18 protein-coding genes are annotated in these 20,151 nt (G+C 63.8%); 9 read left to right on the forward strand and 9 right to left on the reverse strand.

Going from position 1 to position 20,151, the window contains the following annotated elements; translation table 11 throughout:
- The first annotated feature begins 102 nt into the window (after positions 1 to 102).
- Complete coding sequence (locus QU481_RS00305; RefSeq protein ID WP_289827860.1) at positions 103 to 1,035, forward strand: Nudix family hydrolase; 933 nt, start codon at positions 103 to 105, stop codon at positions 1,033 to 1,035.
- Positions 1,026 to 1,475 carry a hypothetical protein gene (locus tag QU481_RS00310; protein WP_289827861.1) on the forward strand — a complete coding sequence of 150 codons (450 nt, stop codon included), beginning with the start codon at positions 1,026 to 1,028 and terminating at the stop codon, positions 1,473 to 1,475. The genes QU481_RS00305 and QU481_RS00310 overlap by 10 nt, the downstream gene beginning before the upstream one ends.
- Before the next feature lie 238 nt (positions 1,476 to 1,713).
- Here the strand turns inward: QU481_RS00310 and QU481_RS00315 are convergent, their stop codons facing one another.
- The 4 genes from QU481_RS00315 to QU481_RS00330 form a co-directional block, all read right to left on the reverse strand.
- Positions 1,714 to 3,414 (reverse strand): SulP family inorganic anion transporter, encoded by a 1,701-nt coding sequence (locus QU481_RS00315; protein WP_289827862.1) that lies wholly within the window; start codon positions 3,412 to 3,414, stop codon positions 1,714 to 1,716.
- A 56-nt stretch (positions 3,415 to 3,470) separates the two neighbouring features.
- Positions 3,471 to 4,304, reverse strand: a complete 834-nt coding sequence (gene ppk2, locus QU481_RS00320) for a polyphosphate kinase 2 (protein WP_289827863.1) — start codon at positions 4,302 to 4,304, stop codon at positions 3,471 to 3,473.
- A 915-nt stretch (positions 4,305 to 5,219) separates the two neighbouring features.
- Positions 5,220 to 6,098 (reverse strand): 4-hydroxybenzoate octaprenyltransferase, encoded by an 879-nt coding sequence (gene ubiA / locus QU481_RS00325; RefSeq protein ID WP_289827864.1) that lies wholly within the window; start codon positions 6,096 to 6,098, stop codon positions 5,220 to 5,222.
- A complete protein-coding gene (locus QU481_RS00330) occupies positions 6,095 to 6,646 on the reverse strand; it encodes a chorismate--pyruvate lyase family protein (protein ID WP_289827865.1) in 552 nt (183 codons plus the stop codon). The genes ubiA and QU481_RS00330 overlap by 4 nt, the downstream gene beginning before the upstream one ends.
- An 88-nt stretch (positions 6,647 to 6,734) precedes the next feature.
- Between QU481_RS00330 and QU481_RS00335 the strand changes: the two genes are divergently transcribed.
- The 3 genes from QU481_RS00335 (at position 6,735) to QU481_RS00345 (ending at position 8,368) form a co-directional block, all read left to right on the forward strand.
- Positions 6,735 to 7,091, forward strand: a complete 357-nt coding sequence (locus QU481_RS00335; protein ID WP_289827866.1) for a CidA/LrgA family protein — start codon at positions 6,735 to 6,737, stop codon at positions 7,089 to 7,091.
- On the forward strand, positions 7,088 to 7,789 hold the full coding sequence (locus QU481_RS00340; protein WP_289827867.1) for an LrgB family protein: 702 nt from the start codon (positions 7,088 to 7,090) through the stop codon (positions 7,787 to 7,789). Before QU481_RS00335 ends, QU481_RS00340 begins: the two co-directional genes overlap by 4 nt.
- A gap of 120 nt (positions 7,790 to 7,909) precedes the next feature.
- The gene (locus QU481_RS00345) at positions 7,910 to 8,368 is read left to right on the forward strand and encodes a SixA phosphatase family protein (RefSeq protein ID WP_289827868.1); all 459 of its coding nucleotides are present in this window, start codon (positions 7,910 to 7,912) and stop codon (positions 8,366 to 8,368) included.
- A gap of 158 nt (positions 8,369 to 8,526) precedes the next feature.
- Here the strand turns inward: QU481_RS00345 and metE are convergent, their stop codons facing one another.
- Positions 8,527 to 10,827, reverse strand: a complete 2,301-nt coding sequence (gene metE, locus QU481_RS00350) for a 5-methyltetrahydropteroyltriglutamate--homocysteine S-methyltransferase (protein WP_289827869.1) — start codon at positions 10,825 to 10,827, stop codon at positions 8,527 to 8,529.
- 100 nt (positions 10,828 to 10,927) lie between these two features.
- On the opposite strand from metE, the gene QU481_RS00355 reads away from it, so the two are divergent.
- Positions 10,928 to 11,863, forward strand: a complete 936-nt coding sequence (locus QU481_RS00355; RefSeq protein ID WP_289827870.1) for a LysR family transcriptional regulator — start codon at positions 10,928 to 10,930, stop codon at positions 11,861 to 11,863.
- A gap of 56 nt (positions 11,864 to 11,919) precedes the next feature.
- On the opposite strand, the gene ntrC is transcribed toward QU481_RS00355, so the two are convergent.
- The 3 genes from ntrC to QU481_RS00370 form a co-directional block, all read right to left on the reverse strand.
- A complete protein-coding gene (gene ntrC, locus QU481_RS00360; RefSeq protein WP_289827871.1) occupies positions 11,920 to 13,335 on the reverse strand; it encodes a nitrogen regulation protein NR(I) in 1,416 nt (471 codons plus the stop codon).
- Positions 13,332 to 14,399, reverse strand: coding sequence for a nitrogen regulation protein NR(II) (gene glnL, locus QU481_RS00365; protein ID WP_289827872.1), 1,068 nt, complete (start codon positions 14,397 to 14,399; stop codon positions 13,332 to 13,334). Before glnL ends, ntrC begins: the two co-directional genes overlap by 4 nt.
- Positions 14,400 to 14,683: 284 nt before the next feature.
- Positions 14,684 to 15,142: a DUF4124 domain-containing protein gene (locus QU481_RS00370; RefSeq protein WP_289827873.1), complete on the reverse strand. Its 459-nt coding sequence runs from the start codon at positions 15,140 to 15,142 to the stop codon at positions 14,684 to 14,686.
- 377 nt (positions 15,143 to 15,519) lie between these two features.
- Between QU481_RS00370 and QU481_RS00375 the strand changes: the two genes are divergently transcribed.
- Complete coding sequence (locus QU481_RS00375; RefSeq protein WP_289827874.1) at positions 15,520 to 16,746, forward strand: winged helix-turn-helix domain-containing protein; 1,227 nt, start codon at positions 15,520 to 15,522, stop codon at positions 16,744 to 16,746.
- 114 nt (positions 16,747 to 16,860) lie between these two features.
- On the opposite strand, the gene glnA is transcribed toward QU481_RS00375, so the two are convergent.
- Complete coding sequence (gene glnA / locus QU481_RS00380) at positions 16,861 to 18,279, reverse strand: glutamate--ammonia ligase (protein ID WP_289827875.1); 1,419 nt, start codon at positions 18,277 to 18,279, stop codon at positions 16,861 to 16,863.
- Between the two features lie 348 nt (positions 18,280 to 18,627).
- Here glnA and QU481_RS00385 point away from each other — a divergent pair, with 348 nt between their 5' ends.
- A complete protein-coding gene (locus tag QU481_RS00385) occupies positions 18,628 to 19,080 on the forward strand; it encodes a rhodanese-like domain-containing protein (RefSeq protein ID WP_289827876.1) in 453 nt (150 codons plus the stop codon).
- 249 nt (positions 19,081 to 19,329) lie between these two features.
- Positions 19,330 to 20,151 (forward strand): shikimate dehydrogenase, encoded by an 822-nt coding sequence (gene aroE, locus QU481_RS00390; RefSeq protein WP_289827877.1) that lies wholly within the window; start codon positions 19,330 to 19,332, stop codon positions 20,149 to 20,151.

Consider the following 20,151-nt stretch of genomic DNA (forward strand, 5'->3'; position numbering starts at 1 on the left):
CCCGGCCGCAGCCTTTACCCACTCACCGCCGCGATCGCACGGTGGGCCGATTGTTATCCCAGGGCCTCGCGGCCCTGAATGCATTGAATTGAATAGAGAGCGATGAGCAAGATTGTCGAAGTGGTGGCTGGCGCGCTGATCGGCGCGGACGGCCGCTTCCTGCTCGGTAGCCGGCCGGAAGGCAAGCCGTATGCCGGTTACTGGGAATTCCCCGGTGGCAAGATCGAACCGGGCGAGACGCCGTACGCGGCGCTGGCGCGCGAACTGCACGAGGAGATGGGCATCACGGTGCGTCATGCCACGCCGTGGATGACCAAGCATTTTGTCTACGAGCACGCCACCGTGTTCCTGCGTTTCTTCCGTGTTTGGGCGTGGGACGGCGAACTGCATGCGCGCGAGGGGCAGTCCTTCTCCTGGCAGACGCCGGGTGTGCTGTCAGTCGAGCCGATGCTGCCGGCCAACGGGCCGGTGCTGCGCGCGCTGGCGATCCCCGATCTGGTGTCGATCACCTGCGCGTACGAGATCGGTGCGGATGCGGTGCTCGATGCGCTCGCGGCCAGCACCACCGCACGCTGGGTGATCGTGCGCGAGCCGCAGCTTGATCGCGATGCGCTCGCAGCCTTCGTCGAGCAGGTGGCGGCGCGCGTGCACCCGAAAGGCGGCAAAGTGATCGTCAACGGCGACCCGGCGTGGCTCGCTGGTCTGCCGGTCGATGGCGTGCACCTCACTGCGGCCAGGTTGGCCGAAGCCCGCGAGCGTCCGGCGTTCGACTGGGTTGGCGCGTCGGTGCACTCGGCGGCCGAGCTGGAACGCGCCGCCGAACTCGGCTGCGATTACGCGCTGCTCGGCCACGTGAAGCCGACGCCGACGCATCCGGACCGAGCACCGCTCGGCTGGAATGGTTTCGCCAGCCTGCTGGCCAATGGTACGCCGATCCCGGTGCTGGCGCTTGGCGGGCTCGGTGTCGATGATCTGCTCGAGGCACGGGTGCATGGCGCGCATGGTATAGCGCTGATGCGCGGGGCATGGCGATGAACGCGAAGCAGAAGAAGTGGCTGGTGATCGGCGTGCTGCTGGTGGTGCTCGGCGCGGTTAAGATCGGGCTGATCACCCACTATCTGCTCAACAAGTCGGCCCAGGCGGCAGAGTTGCCGCCGCAGACGCTGTCGTGCGGCGTGTTGACCGAGGGCTGTGCGCTGCCGGGCGGCGGTACGCTGCGCTTGGCGGCGGCGCCGAGCTATCGTACCCCGTTCGAACTGCGGCTGGCCGGCGTCAGCGCAAAGCAGGCACCGAGTGTCGAATTCAGCATGGTCGGCATGGACATGGGGTTCAATCGCTACCGTCTGGTTGAGGACGGGCTGGGAGGCTGGCGGGCCAAGGTGACCCTGCCGGTGTGCGCCAGCGGTGGACATGACTGGCTGGCAACGCTGTCGGTCGACGGCAAGCGCTACAGACTGCCGCTGCGGGTGCAATAACCTGAGGCCAATAAACGATCGGATCTGAAGCGTATAGCCAAGGTCACCTCGCTGAGATTTGTTAGCGGCTCTTATTCACAAATCTCGGAACAGCTACATTGAAAGCTTGAAGCGCCGGCGGAGACGTTGGCGCTTTTTTCGTTGAGCTTGAGTAGGGACTATATGCGGTATGGACAATCCGGCGACGGGATTGCCCGCGCATCGCGTAGGAGAAACGCGGTGCCACGCCGACGGTCAGTCAGTCGACGCGATCGGGCCTTGGCATGCTCAGATAGCTTTCGACGGCATAGTTCAGATTGAAGAACATGCGTTCGTTGCCGAGCGTCGCCCCCAATGGTGAGCGCCTGACTATTTCGAGAACGCCTGGATTGAGACCGGCAAGCCATAGGTCAATGCCATCCTCACGAATTTTTTGTTCGGCTTCCGTCAACATTTTGAGTGCGGTGTATTCGAGATCGAAGACTCCGCTGAAGTCTATGACGATCACTGACGGGCGCTTTCCCACCCCCAAGGCTCGTATCTTCTGTCCGATACGTTCTGCATTGACAAAGAAAACACGCCCTTCCGTCCTTACTATCAAAAGGCCGGGAAAAGTCTCATCCTCGGGATGTTCGTCGGATACTGGGCGGAAGACGTCGGTGCCTGGCTTGCGCCGCAGTTCATAGACGGGGGGATTCGCATCCTGGTGCGCCAGGGCGAGCAGTGACACAACAATCGTGAGCAGGATGCCTTTCAGTGTGCCGAGCAGCACGACCCCCACGAGTGCGATCAGTGCCCACGTGAACTCGGTGAGTCGTATGGCGAGAATGGCACGGAATTCTGCAGGTTTAATCAAGGTAATCGAATAGACGATCACGACGGCCGCCAGTGTCGTATGCGGCATCAACCCGATGAGTGGTGCCAGGAACAGCATCGTGCCCAAGGTGATGCCGGCGGTGACGAACTCTGCCACTTGCGTGCGTGCTCCGACGAGTCGATTCACCGCCGTCTGCGAGGTGCCCCCACCCGCCGGCATGGAGCCCAGTAGTGCACCGCCTATATTGGCCAGGCCTGTTGCCAGTAATTCCCGGTTCGGTTGTGGCGTCGGTTCGCTGCTCTCCGCGAAGGCCCGTCCCGAGGCGATCGACTCGGTAAAGCTCATCAGGGCAATGCCCACCGCCGGTGGCCATAGCTGTTCAACGAGCGACAGATCCGGTGTGGTGAAGGAAGGGAGGCCTGTGGGTACATGCCCCACCGCCTCAACTCCATGGGCGCTCAAGCCAAACAGGCTTTCTGCCGCTATCCCGCAAGCGACTGCGATCAAGGGGGCCGGAGCTCGTGGCCAAAGGTGTTCGATGACGACCAGGAGGATTATCGTCCCCACCCCCAGTGCGACAGTCGCTATCGAGGCATGGGGTATCCCTTGTACAAGGGCCAGTACATTATGGAAGAAAGTCCCTTTGGTGAAATGAATGCCCAGCAGCTTGGGGAGCTGATCCAGCACAATGATGACGGCGACCCCGGCCTTGAACCCGGTTAACACTGGGTCGGATATGAAGTTGGCGACAAATCCTAGCCGTAAAAGCCCTGCCAGGACGAGAATGCCCCCAACCAGCATGGTTAGCGTTGCACAGGCCGCCAAGAGCTGTGTCTCGCCACCGCCTCGAGCCACTTCCTCGAGGGCTGTGGCAGAGAGAATGGCGAGCGTTGCCGAGGTGGTGACGCTTAGCGGCCGGGATGTGCCGAGGACAGCGTAGATCAGCATCGGCAGAAATGCCGTGTACAGCCCAACTTGAATCGGCAAGCCGGCAACAGTGGCATAGGCCAATGCTTTTGGAATAACAACGGCAGCGGCGGTCACACCCGCGACAATATCTGGCTTGAGCCAGTCTCGCTGGTAATCATGGAGCCAATCGAGGAATACGGCTTGGCCATCGTCCGCAGTATTCTTAGTGAACATTTCAAGCTGTCACCATGATTGAGTGATGCCATTTTTACCAAGAGGCCCAAGTCATATCAGTATTTTTCTGGAACCATCTTGTAGGGATAATCTGGTTCGCGGTAGCCCTCCGCTTTCTGCCGTTTAGGCAGCACCACCTTATCCCGCGGCAGTTCTTTATAAGGAATCATGCTGAGCATGTGGCTGATGATGTTTAGCCGTGCACGTTTCTTGTCGTTGGAATTGACAACGAACCACGGCGCAAACTCGGTGTCCGTTGCTTTAAACATGTCGTCGCGAGCCCGGGAGTAATCATACCAACGGCTATAGGACGCAAGGTCCATCGGAGAAAGCTTCCAGACCTTACGTGGGTCATAGATACGAGCTTGCAGTCGCCGTGTTTGCTCCTCCGGGCTAACTTCCAGCCAATATTTCAGCAAGAGGATTCCCGATTCGATGACCGCCTTTTCGACGAGGGGAGCTGCCTGGAGGAATTTTTCCACCTGCTCTTTTGTGCAGAAGCCCATGACTCGCTCAACCCCGGCACGGTTGTACCAGCTACGATCGAACAGTACGATCTCGCCGGCCGCCGGCATGTGTGGCAGATAGCGTTGGATATACATCTGCGTTTTTTCACGATCGGTTGGGGCAGGCAGTGCGATCACTCGAAAAATGCGGGGACTCACACGCTCGGTAATCGCCTTGATGGTCCCCCCTTTTCCTGCTCCGTCTCGACCTTCGAAAATCACGCAGATTTTGATCCCTTCCTTGACGACCCATTCCTGCAGCTTGACGAGTTCGGCGTGCAGCTTTTTCAGCTCTCGAAGATATTCCTTGTCTTTGAGTTTTCCATTCCCATTGCGGTCGTTTTTGCCGGCATCCTGCTTGGCATTTTTCTTGGCGTTCTTCATTGCGATACCTCATCAAGACGGTTTGGCCTTATCTTAAAAGGTAGGTTCGAAATCTGGCCGCTTCAAAACCACATCACAATTATGATAGAACAGCAAAGCAATTATTTTGGCATAAGTTTGCAATAGAGCAATGGTTAGTCAATTTTCATAATTCATATTGAAGACAGAGAAACGATCGGTGATTAATCTCATTTGTGAAGCAACACGCCGGAACGTGCCATTTTATTTAACTTGATAGCTTGCTTAAAAATGCAGCTGGCTCTTTCATGAATTGCTAAATATTAGTGCGTAATTGTCATTTTTTTATAAAAACAAAATTACATATAAATATTTTTCTTGTGTGCAGACTAAGGTAATAAGGGAGAGTCAGAGCTGCCAATAGGTTTCTCATCAAACGAAGTCAAACTATTGGGCTAGGCGCTGTTCCCAATGGCTCATTGACGCAGACCGCCATGTTCTGGACTGCAGGACATGAGGTAACGCTCGGCCGGCACACTCGCCGGGATGGAGGGTGTGCACCGATGGCTGTCTGTTCGAAGAGGAAATGTGGTGGATTACCGCTAGGGGCCCACGACATGGCTAGCCAGCTGCCTTGGACGAATGGCTGAAACGTGGCAGGGAGCGGCTCGTTCATGGATTCGATCGTTGACCGGGCTCGGCAGCGGCTCTTACCTGTGCCTGTCTCCGGCTGCAGGGGCGCCTCCTGGCTGCTGCCTAATGCGTTGCCGCTTCCAAGATGCGGTTCCGGGTTTTCGCTAGGCAGGACCCCTTCAAAAGGGGCAAGGAGCCAGCAGGCAAAAAGCAACCAGCTATTTAGATGAGGTGTTGATTGACGATTTTGACGGAATGGGTCCGTGTGCCGGTCAATGGCGTGAAACACCGTTGGCCGGCCAAGCCGCAAAAAATCCTATTCACTTAATGGATGTTCAGGCTGTATTCGGCCAGAATGCCGAGAAAAATCACCATCCCAACGCGATTGTTGCCAAGGAAAGCTTTAAAGCAGGCCAGGCGATCACGATTTTTGATGACGTTGTATTGTCTTGCCATCATCGCTGCGGCCACGGCGAGGCCCAGCCAGTAACAGAGTCCCAGCCCCAGCGACTGGCCGACGATCACCATCACCGCGGTGAAGACCGCAAAGCAGCCCATCACTGCCGCCACGTCGTAGTCGCCAAAGGTGATCGCCGCGGTCTTGATGCCGATCTTCAGGTCATCCGGCTTGTCGCTGATCGCGTATTCGGTGTCGTAGCCGAGCGTCCAGAAAATATTGCCCAGCAGCATCCACCAGGCGATTGCCGGTACACTGTCGGTCTGCGCCGCGAACGCCATGGGGATGCCGAAGCCGAAGGCGATGCCCAGGTAGGCTTGCGGTAACGCCAGGAAGCGTTTGGTGAATGGATAGCTCATCGCCAGGAACAGCGCTGGCACGCTCATCAGCCAGGTGAGCCGGTTCAGCGGCAGGATTAACAGGAAGGACACGAACGACAGCGCGGCGGCCAACAGCAGCGCCTCCTTCTTGCTGACCACGCCGCGTGCGAACGGGCGCCGCTTGGTGCGCTCGACATGGCCGTCGAAGTCGCGGTCGGCGAAGTCGTTGATCACGCAGCCGGCCGAGCGCATCAAGAGCGTGCCGAGCGAGAAGATCAGCAGCAGCGTCCAGTCGGGCCGGCCGTGGCTGGCGATCCACAGCGCCCACCAGGTCGGCCAGAGCAGCAGCAGCGTGCCGATCGGCTTGTCGAGCCGCATCAGCTGGCTGTAGACGGTGAGGCGGTCCTTCAGGATGGCGGAGGTCATGGCAGGTAGCGGTCCAGAGAGGGAAGGAAGACTTCGCAGACGATCAGCGCGGAGCCGCCGAGCAGGAAGCGCGAGCGGCGCGCGACATAGCGTTCGGCCGACGCAGCGTCGTGCGCTCTCGTCAGCGCGAACAGCGGGTGGTGCCGGTCGAGCATCGCGTAGCTGAGCGGCTCGCGGATCAGGTCGTCGTTGAGTTCGCCGAACAGTGTGAAACCGAGCGAGCGGCTGCCGCGCTCTAGCACCGGCGTCCATACCGGGTCGTGCCAGGGGGTGACGCTGCGCGCCACCACCACCGGTTGCGCATCAAGCAGCAGCGCGACGTGGCGCGCCAGCACGGCGCTGCCCGGATCGACGCCGAGCAGTGCTGCTTCGTCGGCGGCGACCTCGTCGCGGCCCTGGCCCAGTACCTGCACCGAGAACGGGGAGCCCAGCGCGATCAGCCGCTCGGTCAGCGAGCCTGCGCCGGTCAAGATGGGAACCAGGCGGCCGGTCACCGCTGGCGCCTCGACGCGCCACAGCGCGTTGGATGGAACGGTTGGCGTAGTCATGGCGCGCATTATGCCAAAGCCGGCAGGGGCTGTCCCCATGGTGGCCTGGCGGTTGGCCCCGATTTTATAGTTGAGAGAAAGTGTTGTGATGTTGGAAACCCTGCTGTGGCTGTTCGGTTATCAGCTGATCGGGGAGGCGTTCGTCCGCGGGCTGGCGCTGCCGGTGCCCGGACCGGTGCTGGGTATGTTGCTGCTGTTCCTGACGCTGTGTGCGAAGCGCCGCGTGCCGCCGGGTCTCGGCGACGGTGTCAGCCGCCTGCTCAAGCATATGTCGCTGTTTTTTGTGCCGGCCGGCGTCGGTATCCTCGCTTACTGGTCGCTGCTCGAACCGTATCTGCTGTCGCTGTCGGTCGTGCTGATCGCGTCGACGCTGATCACGCTGGTCGGCGCCGCGGCGCTGCTGTCCTGGCTACTGCGTCGCCACACACATCGGGAGGGAGCATGACGGTTGCTCCGCTGTTCGCCTCGCCGCTGGCAGGTCTGTTCCTGACGCTTGGCGCGTACAAGCTGGCGCTGACAATCAACCGGCGCTGCCACAGCCACCCGCTGACCAATCCGCTCATGTTGTCGGTGCTGATGCTGATGGGCGTGCTGCTCGCGTTCCACATCGACTACAGGCAGTATCGCGACGGTGCGCAGATCATCCACTTGATGCTCGGCCCGGTGACGGTCGCGCTGGCGATCCCGCTCTACCAGCAGTTCACCCGTCTGAAGCGCGCGGCGAAACCGCTGATGATCACCCTGCTCGCCGGCAGCGTGCTCGGCATCGTCAGCGCGGCGGGGTTGGGCGCGCTGGCCGGCCTGCCCAAGCCGGTGGTGCTGTCGCTCGCCGCCCGTTCGATCACTACGCCGATCGCGATGGGCGTGGCGCAGAGCATAGGCGGCGTCCCCGAGCTGGCTGCGGCCTTCGTGATCGTGTCGGGCATCTTCGGCGCGGTGGTGCTCAAGCCGCTGCTCTACCGGCTCGGCTTCAAGCAGGACATGGTGTTCGGCCTTGCCACCGGTATCGCCGCACACGGCATCGGTACGGCGCGGGCGATGGCGATGTCGGAGACCGCCGGCGCGTTCGCGGGCCTGGCGATGGGGCTGAACGGACTGATTTCGGCGGTGCTGATACCGGTGCTGACGGCGCTATGGCGCTGACATGTGACCGACACGCGGTGCCGCTATGCTTGAAACGGAACATCGCCGCCACGATGTGACGGTGTCGAACAACAATTGGCGCTTCATGGATGGGGCGCCGGCTATCTTGCAGGAGAGGACATGGACCTGATCTTGTGGCGTCACGCCGAGGCCGAGGAGGGCTCGGACGACTTGGCGCGCGAATTGACCCGGAAAGGCCAGCAGCAGGCGAGCCGGATGGCTGCCTGGCTGCGCCCGCGCCTGCCGCGCGACTATACGTTGCTGGTGTCCGAGGCGCGTCGTTCTCAACAGACCGCGGCGTTTCTCGCCAAAGGCGCCGAGGTGATGCCGGCGCTCAATCCGGGCGCCAGCGCCGAGGAGGTGCTGGGCGGCCTGGGGTGGCCGAGACGCGATGGGACGGTGGTGGTGGTCGGCCATCAGCCCTGGATAGGCTGGCTGACGGCGAAGCTGATGGCCGGCGAGCAGCAGATGTGGAGCGTGAAGAAGGGGGCGGTGTGGTGGCTGCAGCATCGCCAGCGCGACGAATTCGAGCTGGTGAGGCTGAAGGTGATGATGACGCCGTCGATGCTGGATAGTTGACGGGCTGAAAACGGAACGGACGCGGGGCGCGTCCGTTTTGCTTTTTGGCCGTCGTGCCGTTCGGCCAATCTCGGCGGGACTGCATGGCTGCCATCGGCAAAGACAGGGCCGTCGCTCCGAATGAAAAACGGGAAGCCTCGGCTCCCCGTCGCGATCCCTCAACCCCTCCCGCTCACGCGCTCGCCCTTGTTGCCCAGGCTCGCCCGCAAGCGCTTCGTCACCGCCATCATGTTGGCGAGCGCCGCCTCCACCTCGGGCCAGTCGCGCGTTTTCAGGCCGCAGTCCGGGTTTACCCACAGCCGCTCGGCCGGGATCACCGCCAGTGCCTTGGTCAGCAGCCGCTCGATCTCCGCCTCGGCCGGGATGCGCGGGCTGTGGATGTCGTAGACGCCCGGACCGATCTCGTTCGGGTAAGCGAAGTCGCCGAACGCGGTCAACAGCTCCATGTCCGAGCGTGAGGTCTCGATGGTGATCACGTCGGCGTCCAGCGCGGCGACGCCTTCCAGGATGTCGTTGAACTCCGAGTAGCACATATGGGTGTGGATTTGGGTGGCGTCGTCGATACGGTGGCTGGACAGGCGGAACGCCTCGCCGGCCCAGGCGAGATAGCTATCCCAGTCAGAGCGCTTGAGTGGCAGGCCTTCGCGGATCGCGGGCTCGTCGATCTGGATCACGCGGATGCCGGCCGCCTCCAGGTCGAGAACTTCGTCATTCAGTGCCAGCGCGATCTGTCGGGCGACTTCGGCGCGCGGCAGGTCGTCGCGCACGAAGCTCCACTGCAGCATTGTCACCGGGCCGGTCAGCATGCCCTTCACCGGGCGCGGGGTCAGACTCTGGGTGTACTCCGACCAGCGCACCGTCATCGGCGCCTCGCGGGCGACGTCGCCGAAGATGATAGGCGGTTTTACGCAGCGGCTGCCGTAGCTCTGCACCCAGCCGAGCTGGGTGAACAGGTAGCCGGCTAGCTGTTCGCCGAAGTACTCGACCATGTCGTTGCGCTCCGCCTCGCCGTGCACCGGCACGTCGATGTCGAGCGCTTCCTGGCGGCGAATCACCTCGGCGATCTCGGCGCGCATCGCGGTTTCGTAGTCGGCGGCGGCCAGCTCGCCCTTCCTGAACGCGGCGCGGGCGACGCGGATGGCGGCGGTCTGGGGGAACGAGCCTATCGTCGTAGTCGGCAGCAGCGGCAGCTTCAGCCACGCCTGCTGGGCGCGGGCTCGCACCGGGTACGGCGAGGAGCGCCGGTCGGCATCGGCCGGCAGCGCCGCGAGGCGAGCGGCAACGTCGGCGCGGTGGATGCGCGGACTCTGGCGGCGGGTCGCCTGCGCGAAGTCGCTGCCGGCGAGCTCGTTGGCGATCGCATCGCGGCCCTGCGTGATGCCGCGTTTCAACAGCTTCAGCTCGTTGAGCTTCTGCAGCGCGAAGGCAAGCCAGCTCTTGGTCTCAGTGTCGAGCGCGGTTTCCTGGGCCACGTCGAGCGGTACGTGCAACAGCGAGCAGGACGGCGCCAGCCACAAGTCGTTGCCGAAGCGTTCGGCCAAGGTTGCGGCGCGGGCAAGCTGGCGGGCGAGGTCGGCACGCCAGACGTTGCGGCCGTCGATCAGGCCGGCGGAGAGCACGCGGCCGGCAGGCCAGCCGGGCAGCAGGGCGTCGAGCTGTTCCGGCGCGCGCACCAGGTCCAGATGCACGCCGTCGACCGGCAGGGCGTTGATCAGCGCGGCGTGGTCGGCGATGCTGCCGAAATAGGTGGCGAGTAGCAGTTTGGCCGGGCTGTCTGCCAGGTTCTGGTAGGCCGACGCGAACGCGGCGAGCCAGTCGGCCGGCAGGTCCAGCGCCAGGATCGGTTCGTCGATCTGCACCCAGTCGGCGCCGGCGGCGGCCAGCGTGGCGAGGATGTCGCGGTAGGCGGTGAGAAGCCCCGGCAGCAGGTTCAGCCGGTCGAACGCCACGCCCTTGGTCTTGCCGAGCCACAGCAGGCTCAGCGGGCCGAGCAGTACCGGTTTTGGCGCGAGACCCAGCGCCTGTGCCTCGCGCAGTTGGGCGAGCAGCGGCGCCGGGTTGGCCGAAAAGGCGATGTCGGCGTGCCATTCCGGGACCAGGTAGTGGTAGTTGGTGTCGAACCACTTGGTCATCTCCAGCGCAGGGTGGTCGGCCGTGCCGCGCGCCAGCGCGAAGTAGCCGGCCAGGTCCAGCGCGGCGGCATCGAGACCGAAGCGCTTCGGAATGGCGCCGACCAGAATCTGGGCGTCGAGTACCTGGTCGTATAGCGAGAAGTCACCGACCGGCACGCGCTCGATGCCGGCGGCCTTCTGGTTGAGCCAGTGGCGCTGGCGCAGCTCGCGGGCGGCGTCGAGCAGTTCGGCCGTGCTCTTTTGGCCCTGCCAGAACGCCTCGAGGGCGAATTTCAGTTCGCGTTTCGCGCCGATGCGCGGAAAGCCCAGGGTGTGCAGCGTGGTCATGGTGATCTCTAGCGGCGGTCGTTATCGATGACGCTAGGCTATTCGTTGCACGCTTTATGAGGCAAACTCATTGTATTGTTGTTTGAGATGAGTGATTTTCATGACCAGAAGCCCGCTGGAACTCCGCCATCTGCGCTCGATCGTGGCGATCGCCGAAACCGGCAGCGTGTCGCAGGCCGCGCGCCGGGTGTTCCTGACCCAGTCGGCGCTATCGCATCAGTTAAAGGCGCTGGAAGACGGTTATGGCGTGGCGCTGTTCGAGCGGCGCAAGGCGCAGCCGCTCAGGCTGACGCAGGCCGGCGAGCGCCTGCTGACCCTGGCGCGCCAGGTGCTCGCGCAGGTCGACAATGCCGAGCGCGACCTCGCGCGGCTGCGCGAGGGGGAGGCGGGCGAGTTACGCGTCGCTGTCGAGTGTCACACCTGCTTCGACTGGCTGATGCCGGCGATGGACGCATTCCGCAGCCACTGGCCGGCAGTGGAGCTCGACATCGTGTCCGGCTTTCACGCCGACCCGGTCGGCCTGCTGCTGACCGGCCGTGCCGACCTTGCGATCGTGTCGGAGGCCGAGGAGACGCCCGGCGTGAGTCACTTTCCGCTGTTCGCTTATGAGATGGTTGCGCTGGCGGCGCGCGACCATCCGCTGGCGGCGAAGAAGAGCTGGAGCGCGGCGGATTTCGCCGCCGAGACGCTGATCAGCTATCCGGTGCCGGATGCGATGCTCGATCTGATGCGCAAGGTGCTGAAGCCGGCCGGGGTGAGCCCTGAGCGACGCACCTCGGAGTTGACCATCGCCATCGTGCAGCTGGTCGCGAGCCGGCGCGGCGTGGCGGCACTGCCGTATTGGGCGGTGGTGCCGTATCTGGAGAAGGGCTATGTGGTGGCGCGCCGGATCGGCGACGGCTTGAACAGCGAGCTGTACGCAGCGGTGCGCGATGATGACGCCGGTGTGGCGTATCTGAACGATTTCGTCGACACGGTGCGTGCGACCAGTTTCGCGACGCTGCCGGGGCTGACTGCGCTGGGGGCCGAGCTGTAAGGAGGGCGGCGGCACGGCACACCCAGCCGGTGCGCCGCCCCGCCCGTAGGCGGGTATCAATGCATGTCGTCGTGCTCTTCCAGCCCCAGCTCCTGGATCTTGCGCGTCAGCGTGTTGCGGCCCCAGCCGAGCACATGGGCCGCCTCGACCTTGCGTCCGCCGGTGTGCGCGAGGCCGGCACGGATGCAGGTGGTCTCGAAGCGGCGGGTCAGCTCGTCGATCAGACCGATCTCGCCGGCGGCGAGCCGGCGTGCCACCTCGGCAGACAGGCCGGCCACCCAGTCGCCGGCCGGGCCGATCGCCGAGGTTTCGCCGGCGGCTTCGCGCACCTCGGGCGGCAGGTCGCCTTCCTCGACGCTCTGGCCGGGTGCCATCACCGTCAGCCACTGGCACAGGTTCTCCAGCTCGCGCACATTGCCGGGGAAGGCATAGCCGGTCAGCCGCGCCATCGCCGCCTCAGTCAGCCGCTTCGGCTCCACGCCGAGGTGGGCGGCACTCTTTGCGAGGAAGTGGCGCGCCAACAGCGGCACGTCCTCGCGCCGCTCGCGCAGCGGCGGCAAGCGCAACCGGATCACGTTCAGCCGATGGTACAGATCCTCGCGGAACAGCCCCTGCTTGACCCGTTCCTCCAGGTGCTGGTGTGTAGCGGCGATCACTCGCACGTTCGCCTTGATCGGTGTGTGGCCGCCGACGCGGTAGAACTGGCCGTCCGACAGCACGCGCAGCAGCCGGGTCTGCAGCTCGGTCGGCATGTCGCCGATCTCGTCGAGGAACAGCGTGCCGCCCTCGGCCTCCTCGAAGCGGCCGCGCCGCGTCGCCAAGGCACCGGTGAACGCGCCCTTCTCATGGCCGAACAGCTCCGACTCCAGCAGGTCCTTGGGGATCGCCGCGGTGTTCAGCGCGATGAATGGCTTGGCGGCGCGCGCCGAGTGGCGGTGCAACGCCTCGGCGACCCGCTCCTTGCCGGTGCCAGACTCGCCGGTGATCAGCACGGTGACGCTCGACTGGCTAAGCCGGCCGATCGCGCGGAACACGTCCTGCATCGCCGGTGCCTGGCCCAGCAGCGCCGGCAGTGCCTCGGCGCTGTCGCCTGCCTCGTCGGCACCGCCGTTTTCGGCCAGCGCGCGTTCGATCAGCTGTACCGCGGTGTCAATGTCGAACGGCTTGGGCAGGTATTCGAAGGCGCCGCCCTGGAACGACGCGACCGCCGAATCGAGGTCGGCGTGCGCGGTCATGATGATCACCGGTAGCGACGGATAGTCGGCCTTCACCGCGGCGAGGAATTTCAGCCCGTCGATGCCGGGCATGCGGATGTCGGACACGATCGCGCGCGGCGTGCCGGAGGGCAGGGCGGACAGCGCGTCGTCGGCGCGCTCGAAGCTCCTGTGGGCGATGCCGGCGCGGGTGAGTGCCTTTTCCAGCACCCAGCGGATCGCCTTGTCATCGTCGATGATCCAGACGGCTTGGGTCATGATGGTTTCCTCGTGGCTTCGTCGTCGCGGAACGGCAACAGGACGGTGAAGCAGGTATGGCCCGGATGGGAGTCGAATTCGATGCTGCCGCCGTGCTGGTGCACGAAGGCCTGTGTCAGCGTCAGCCCGAGGCCGGTGCCTTCGGCGCGGCCGGTGACGAGCGGGTAGAAGATATGTTCGCGGATCGCGTCGGGAATGCCTGGGCCGTTGTCGGTGATCGCCAAGCGCAGCGCTAGCGGGTGGCGCACCCGTGCGATCGTCACCTGACGTGCCACCCGGGTGGTCAGCACGATCTGGCCGCGGCCATTCATCGCCTGCACCGCATTGCGGACCAGGTTGAGCACCACCTGGATCAGTTGCTCCTTGTCGGCGATCAGCGGGGGCAGGCTGACGTCGTAGTCGCGCACGATGGTCAGCCCCTCGCGGGTCTCTGCCAGCGCGATGCTGCGCACCCGCTCGAGCACTTCGTGGATGTTCACTTCGCTGACGTGGTGGCGGCGGTGCGGGGCGAGCAGGCGGTCGACCAGACTTTGCAGCCGCAGTGCCTCTTCCTTGATCACCTCGGTGTATTCCTTCAGCTCCGGCCGGTCGGCGAGCTCGTGCTCCAAGAGTTGCGCCGCACCACGGATGCCGCCGAGCGGGTTCTTGATCTCGTGGGCAAGGTTGCGGATCAGCTCGCGGTTGGCCTGATGCTGCAACAGCAGCCGCTCTTCGTTGGCGATCTTCAGCTGCTGGTCGAGCGGGCGCAGTTCCAGTAGTGCCAGCTCGTTGTCGATCGGGGTGACGGTCAACGCGATGTGCAGCGCCGCATCGCTGTGCAGGAGCGGCAGCTCCAGGTCGTGCTCGATGAAGCTCGCGTGGTGCGACAGTGCAGTGGCGATCGCGTTGACCAACGGTGCCGGTTCGGCGAACAGCGCGAACAGCGGGTGGCGCGCCAGCTCCTTGCGGCCGAGCGCCAGCAGGTTTTCGGACGCCGGGTTGGCGTAGACGATGGTGCCATCGTCCTGACAGACCAGCACCGGGGTGTCGAGCAATTCCAGCCCGGCGTAAACGGAAGGCAGCATGGCAGGTCGTCGCGTAAGGGTTGACCTGATACCTAGCAAGAAGCGCGCCAGTGCCTGGAGGCTCTGCCGGTACCTATCTGCTTTCAGTATGCACTATTTTGGTGCATTAGGCCGGCGCGATCTTGGTGCAGCTGTGCCGTCATGGAAACGGCTCGGTATGCCAATGGGGGCCGAGTTTCCGAGGGGCAGTTCAGGCCGTGCGAACAATGGCGCTGGAAGAGGATTAAACGCCGGAGCTCATCTTCTGTTTGCGGCGGGTTGTACTGCCGTAGTGCCAGGTACTGCTAGCGCGCCAGTTCCTGCTGCAGCGCCTGGATGTTCTTTTCGCGCTCGGTGACAGCGTCCTGCAGCTTCTGGATCCGCTCCTGGTACTTGGCGTAGTTGCGTTCGTTGCCGTTGCGCACCGCCTGGCCGTCAGCCAGCGCCTGACGAGCGTCGGCCAGCGCCTTGCGCTCGTTGGAAAGCTCTTGTTCGAGGATCTGGCGGCGGCCGGCATCGCGCTGCTTCTGCGTCGAGGGGGCGATCTGGACTGCGCCGCTGGCGGCATTGCCGGAAGTGCTGCGCGGCCGCAACAGGGTCGGGCGCGGCGAGTCGCTTTGCAGCGGCGGCAGCTTGATCTGCTGCGCACCGGGGACAGGCACATTGGTGTAGGTGACGTTGCCGCTCTGGTCGACGTACTTGTAGACCGGGGCGGCGTGCACGCAAGTCGCGAGTAGAGCGGTGAGGGCAAGCAGTCGTTTCATCGGTGGGGACGATCAAGGTTGGCAGAACCGCTCGGCGGCGGACGCTGGGCCATGGTATGCTATATGACTATTTGTTGGGCAAAAGGTCGTGAGCATCGTGATGAATTTGACATTCAATTGCCGGGAACCACTATCGTACGTTTTCCGACAAGATCTCAGCGTTGCTTTGGCTCATGCGAAGCGCTGATCTCTGTGGGCGTATGGCTGGATCTACCGACCCGAGGGCGACGAGGCATCGCAGTCATGGCGCCGCAGCCCGATCCTGTTTTTGCCATCGCCTCCTGATCTTTGTTCGGAGAGACTGGCGAGGGGCTTGTACGTTGAGTCCGGCCGAAGCGCTCTGCTAGAGTGAACGGTCCCGTCTCCGGAGCCTTGACGTGTCCATCGTCCACCTGCCGCTCGCCGCTGCCCGCACCCTGCATCTGGCCGCCCAGGGCCTGCTGCGCCCGCCGCGCCGCAAGGCCACTCCCGCCGACCTCATCGCGGCGATCCGCCGCATGGCGCTACTGCAGATCGATACCATCCATGTGGTCGCGCGCAGCCCGTATCTGGTGTTGTTCAGCCGGCTCGGCGACTACCCGAGCCAGTGGCTGGATGAGGCGCTCGCGCGCGGCGAGCTGTTCGAGTACTGGGCGCACGAGGCCTGCTTCGTGCCGACCGAGGATTACCGCCTGCTGCGCCACCGCATGCTGGACCCGGCGGCAATGGGCTGGAAGTACTCGGCCGAGTGGATGAGCAAGCACCACGACGAGATTGCCGCGCTGCTCGACCACATCCGCGACAACGGCCCGGTGCGCTCGGCCGACTTCGAACGCCGGGACGGCAAGGGCGGCGGTTGGTGGAGCTGGAAGCCGGAGAAGCGCCATCTCGAGGTGCTGTTCACCACCGGGCGGCTGATGGTGTCCGAGCGACGCCAATTCCAGCGCGTCTACGACCTGGCTGAGCGGGTGTTGCCCGGCTGGGACGATGCGGAGCTGCCGTCGGCCGAGGCGGTGCAGCACGAGCTGCTGCACCGCAGCGCCCGCGCGCTCGGCGTGGTACGCGCCGACTGGGTGGCCGACTACTACCGGCTGCGCCGCAGTCGCTACAGTGCCGAGCTGCACCGGCTCGCCGACGCTGGCGAACTGCTGCCGGTGCGGGTGGAGGGCTGGTCGGCCGATACCTTCGTCGCCGCCGAGCTCGCGCCGCTGCTGGCCGATGCGGCCGAAGGGCGGCTCGTGTCGACGGTGAGCACGCTGCTGTCGCCGTTCGACCCGGTGGTGTGGGACCGGCGGCGCGCCGCCACGTTGTTCGATTTCGACTACCGGTTGGAGTGCTACACGCCGGCGCCGAAGCGTCGTTACGGCTACTTCGTGCTGCCCCTGCTCAGCCGCGGCCGGCTGGTCGGTCGGCTCGACGCCAAGGCGCATCGCGCCCAGGGAGTGTTCGAGGTGAAGGCGCTGTTCATTGAGGGCGGGGTGAAGCTGACGCAACGGCTCGCCGCCGACCTGCGCGCGGCGTTGGCGCGCTGCGCCGCCTGGCACGGCACGCCTCAGGTGGTGATCAGGCAAGCGCCGGACGGTTGGGCGACAGCGTTGAGCCCGGAAGCGGTAACGCTGGCCTGAGCGGGCAGAGAAGGAATAAGGTTGGCCGAATGGGATTCGGTCAACCTCGACAGGCCTGGCAATAAAAAACGGCAGCCGAAGCTGCCGTGCAACAGGGTCGAACCTGAAAACTGATTACAGGCTGTAGTACATCTGGAATTCCACCGGGTGGGTGGTCATGCGGGTCAGGTTGACCTCTTCCATCTTCAGCTCGATGTACGACTCGATCCACTCCTTGCTGAACACGCCGCCGCGGGTCAGGAACTCGTGGTCGGCTTCCAGCGCGGCCAGGGCTTCCTCGAGGGACGCACACACGGTCGGGATCAGCTTGTCTTCTTCCGGCGGCAGGTCGTACAGGTTCTTGTCGGCCGCATCGCCCGGGTGGATCTTGTTCTGGATACCGTCCAGGCCGGCCATCATCAGCGCCGAGAAGCACAGGTACGGGTTAGCCAGCGGGTCCGGGAAGCGCGCTTCGATACGGCGGCCTTTCGGGCTTGCCACGTGCGGGATGCGGATCGAGGCCGAACGGTTCTTCGCCGAGTAGGCCAGCTTCACCGGGGCTTCATAGTGCGGAACCAGACGCTTGTACGAGTTGGTGCCCGGGTTGGTGATCGCGTTCAGCGCCTTGGCGTGCTTGATGATGCCACCGATGTAGTACAGCGCGGTTTCCGACAGGCCGCCGTAGCCGTCGCCGGCGAACAGGTTCTGGCCGTCTTTCCAGATCGACTGGTGCACGTGCATGCCCGAGCCGTTGTCGCCGACGATCGGCTTCGGCATGAAGGTGGCGGTCTTGCCGTAGCTGTGCGCCACGTTGTGCACCACATACTTCAGGATCTGGGTCCAGTCGGCGCGCTGGGTCAGCGTGCTGAACTTGGTGCCGATTTCGTTCTGGCCGGCAGTGGCCACTTCGTGGTGGTGCACTTCAACCGGCACGCCCAGTTCTTCCAGGATCAGTACCATGGCCGAGCGCAGGTCTTGCGACGAATCGACCGGCGGTACCGGGAAGTAGCCGCCCTTCACGCCCGGACGGTGGCCCATGTTGCCGCCTTCGTATTCCTTGCCCGACGACCAGGCCGCTTCTTCGGCGTTGATCTTCACGAAGGTGCCGGACATGTCGGTGTTCCAGGTCACGCTGTCGAAGATGAAGAATTCCGGTTCCGGACCGAAGTAGGCGGTGTCACCGATGCCGGTGGCCTTCAGGTACGCTTCGGCGCGCTTGGCGATCGAGCGCGGGTCGCGGTCGTAGCCTTTGCCGTCGGCCGGGTCGATCACGTCGCAGGACATGAACAGGGTCGGTTCGTCGAAGAACGGGTCGATGCGGGCGGTAGCCGGGTCGGCCATCAGCAGCATGTCGGAAGCCTGGATGCCTTTCCAGCCGGCGATCGACGAGCCGTCGAAGGCGTGGCCGCGCTCGAACCACTCTTCGCCATCTTCGACCAGGATGCGGGCCGGGATCGACACGTGCTGTTCTTTGCCCTTGGTGTCGGTGAAACGCAGATCAACGAATTTGACATCGTTGTCCTGGATCATCTTCAAAACATTCGCAACCGTCATGGTGTTTGTCTCCTGCGCTCTGGGCGCGCTGAAAGTCGGGAAGCAATTTTTCTACAAACAGGGGTAAGCATGAACCATGCCAACCCCGAAACCGAGGGACGAACCATTCTGGCACAGGAAAAATGGCAAGTCATGCCGTTTACCGGCGCCCCATTTTGGTGCGTGCACAGGGTGTTGCACCGTTATAGTGCATATTAGGGTGACGAGTGTGCATTGCCGCGGTGCATGGCTTTGCTGAATAATGGAACGCTGTGTCAGACAAGGCCCGTGGCCAATGTCGAGTCAGGGCCGACCGGCGACAATTCCACCAATACGGATGCGGCCAATTCACACAAAGGACCTGCAGAAATGAGTGATCTCGCTTCCATCCTGGCGCAGGCGGCCGAACGCGGTCGCCAACAGGGGCTGCCATATAGTGGTGCGCTGACGCCGACCGAGGCGCAGGCGGTGCGCGAGCAGCAGCCGGGCGCCGTTCTCGTCGACGTGCGCAGCGCCGCCGAATGGCAGTTCGTCGGCGTAGTGCCGGACGCGCTGCGCATCGAGCTGCGCACCTATCCGGGCATGCAGCCGAACCCGAATTTCATCGCGCAGCTGAGTGCCGCCGTGCCACCTGAGACGACCGTGCTGTTCATGTGCCGCAGCGGCGCCCGCTCGGACGAGGCGGCGCGGCTGGCGCAGGCGGCCGGCTACGAACGTGCCTACAACGTGCTCGAAGGCTTCGAGGGCGATAAGGACGAACACGGCCACCGCGGCACGGTGTCCGGCTGGAAGGCTCACGACCTGCCCTGGCAGCAAGGCTGAGGCCGTTCACGATCTGCTCACCCGGGTGATCCCGCGTTGAAATGATGCTCAACATGCGCATGTATTTTTCTGTGCATTTCGCTGTTTCGCCTCATTATTGTCGTGGCTGACCCTTCGCTCGCGAGATCGTGAATCGGTTCTGTAAGTTGCCGTTGCCATTGATGTTTGCCGCCAATCGCGGCAAAGTGACTCAGATTTGATTAGGCCGTGCGCGGCCGATGCTATTTCCCCCATTCAAGAAGACAAACCATGACTGACCGCTACGCCGTCATCGGGAATCCGGTTTCCCACAGCCAGTCCCCGTTCATCCATACCGAGTTCGCTCGCCAGACCGGCGAGGACATCCAGTACGACCGGTTGTACGCCGATCTCGACAAGTTCGACGAGGTGGTCGGCCAGTTCATCAAGGACGGCGCCAAGGGCTTGAACATCACCCTGCCGTTCAAGGGCAACGCCTACCGCATGGCCACCGAGCTGACCGAACGAGCCCGCGCCGCCGAGGCGGTCAACACGCTGACCTTCAAGGACGGCAAGATCTACGGCGACAACACCGACGGTGTCGGCCTGGTGCGCGACATCGTCAGCAACCTCGATTTCCCGATCGCCGGCCAGCGCGTGCTGATTCTCGGCGCCGGCGGCGCAGTGCGCGGCGTGCTCGGCCCGATCCTGGCCGAGAAGCCGGCATCGCTGACCATCGCCAACCGCACGCTGATCAAGGCCGAGGCGCTGGCGCACCAGTTCTCAGCCCATGGCAAAATCGAGGCGGTTGGCTACGAAGTGCTGGCCGGTCGCCAGTTCGACATCATCATCAACGCGACATCGACCAGCCTGTCCAACGAACTGCCGCCGATCCCGGCCGGCGTGTTCGCCGCGCGCACGCTGGCGTACGACATGGTGTACAGTAAGGGCCTGACCCCGTTCCTGCGCCGTGCGCAGACCGAAAACGCCGGCATGCTGGCCGATGGCCTCGGCATGCTGGTCGAGCAGGCGGCCGAATCGTTCCGCATCTGGCGCGGCATCCAGCCGGACACCCGCAAGGTCACCAACGAGCTGCGGGACCTGCTCGCCTGA

It is taken from the genome of Crenobacter oryzisoli (assembly GCF_030385785.1).
In the GTDB taxonomy this organism is placed as follows: domain Bacteria; phylum Pseudomonadota; class Gammaproteobacteria; order Burkholderiales; family Chromobacteriaceae; genus Crenobacter_A; species Crenobacter_A oryzisoli.

Coding starts and splice junctions, on each gene's coding strand:
- QU481_RS00305 (WP_289827860.1), top strand. CDS start 103: ATGAGCAAGATTGTCGAAGTGGTGGCTGGCGCGCTGATCGGCGCGGAC.
- QU481_RS00310 (WP_289827861.1), top strand. CDS start 1,026: ATGGCGATGAACGCGAAGCAGAAGAAGTGGCTGGTGATCGGCGTGCTG.
- QU481_RS00315 (WP_289827862.1), bottom strand. CDS start 3,414: ATGTTCACTAAGAATACTGCGGACGATGGCCAAGCCGTATTCCTCGAT.
- ppk2 (WP_289827863.1), bottom strand. CDS start 4,304: ATGAAGAACGCCAAGAAAAATGCCAAGCAGGATGCCGGCAAAAACGAC.
- ubiA (WP_289827864.1), bottom strand. CDS start 6,098: ATGACCTCCGCCATCCTGAAGGACCGCCTCACCGTCTACAGCCAGCTG.
- QU481_RS00330 (WP_289827865.1), bottom strand. CDS start 6,646: ATGACTACGCCAACCGTTCCATCCAACGCGCTGTGGCGCGTCGAGGCG.
- QU481_RS00335 (WP_289827866.1), top strand. CDS start 6,735: ATGTTGGAAACCCTGCTGTGGCTGTTCGGTTATCAGCTGATCGGGGAG.
- QU481_RS00340 (WP_289827867.1), top strand. CDS start 7,088: ATGACGGTTGCTCCGCTGTTCGCCTCGCCGCTGGCAGGTCTGTTCCTG.
- QU481_RS00345 (WP_289827868.1), top strand. CDS start 7,910: ATGGACCTGATCTTGTGGCGTCACGCCGAGGCCGAGGAGGGCTCGGAC.
- metE (WP_289827869.1), bottom strand. CDS start 10,827: ATGACCACGCTGCACACCCTGGGCTTTCCGCGCATCGGCGCGAAACGC.
- QU481_RS00355 (WP_289827870.1), top strand. CDS start 10,928: ATGACCAGAAGCCCGCTGGAACTCCGCCATCTGCGCTCGATCGTGGCG.
- ntrC (WP_289827871.1), bottom strand. CDS start 13,335: ATGACCCAAGCCGTCTGGATCATCGACGATGACAAGGCGATCCGCTGG.
- glnL (WP_289827872.1), bottom strand. CDS start 14,399: ATGCTGCCTTCCGTTTACGCCGGGCTGGAATTGCTCGACACCCCGGTG.
- QU481_RS00370 (WP_289827873.1), bottom strand. CDS start 15,142: ATGAAACGACTGCTTGCCCTCACCGCTCTACTCGCGACTTGCGTGCAC.
- glnA (WP_289827875.1), bottom strand. CDS start 18,279: ATGACGGTTGCGAATGTTTTGAAGATGATCCAGGACAACGATGTCAAA.
- QU481_RS00385 (WP_289827876.1), top strand. CDS start 18,628: ATGAGTGATCTCGCTTCCATCCTGGCGCAGGCGGCCGAACGCGGTCGC.
- aroE (WP_289827877.1), top strand. CDS start 19,330: ATGACTGACCGCTACGCCGTCATCGGGAATCCGGTTTCCCACAGCCAG.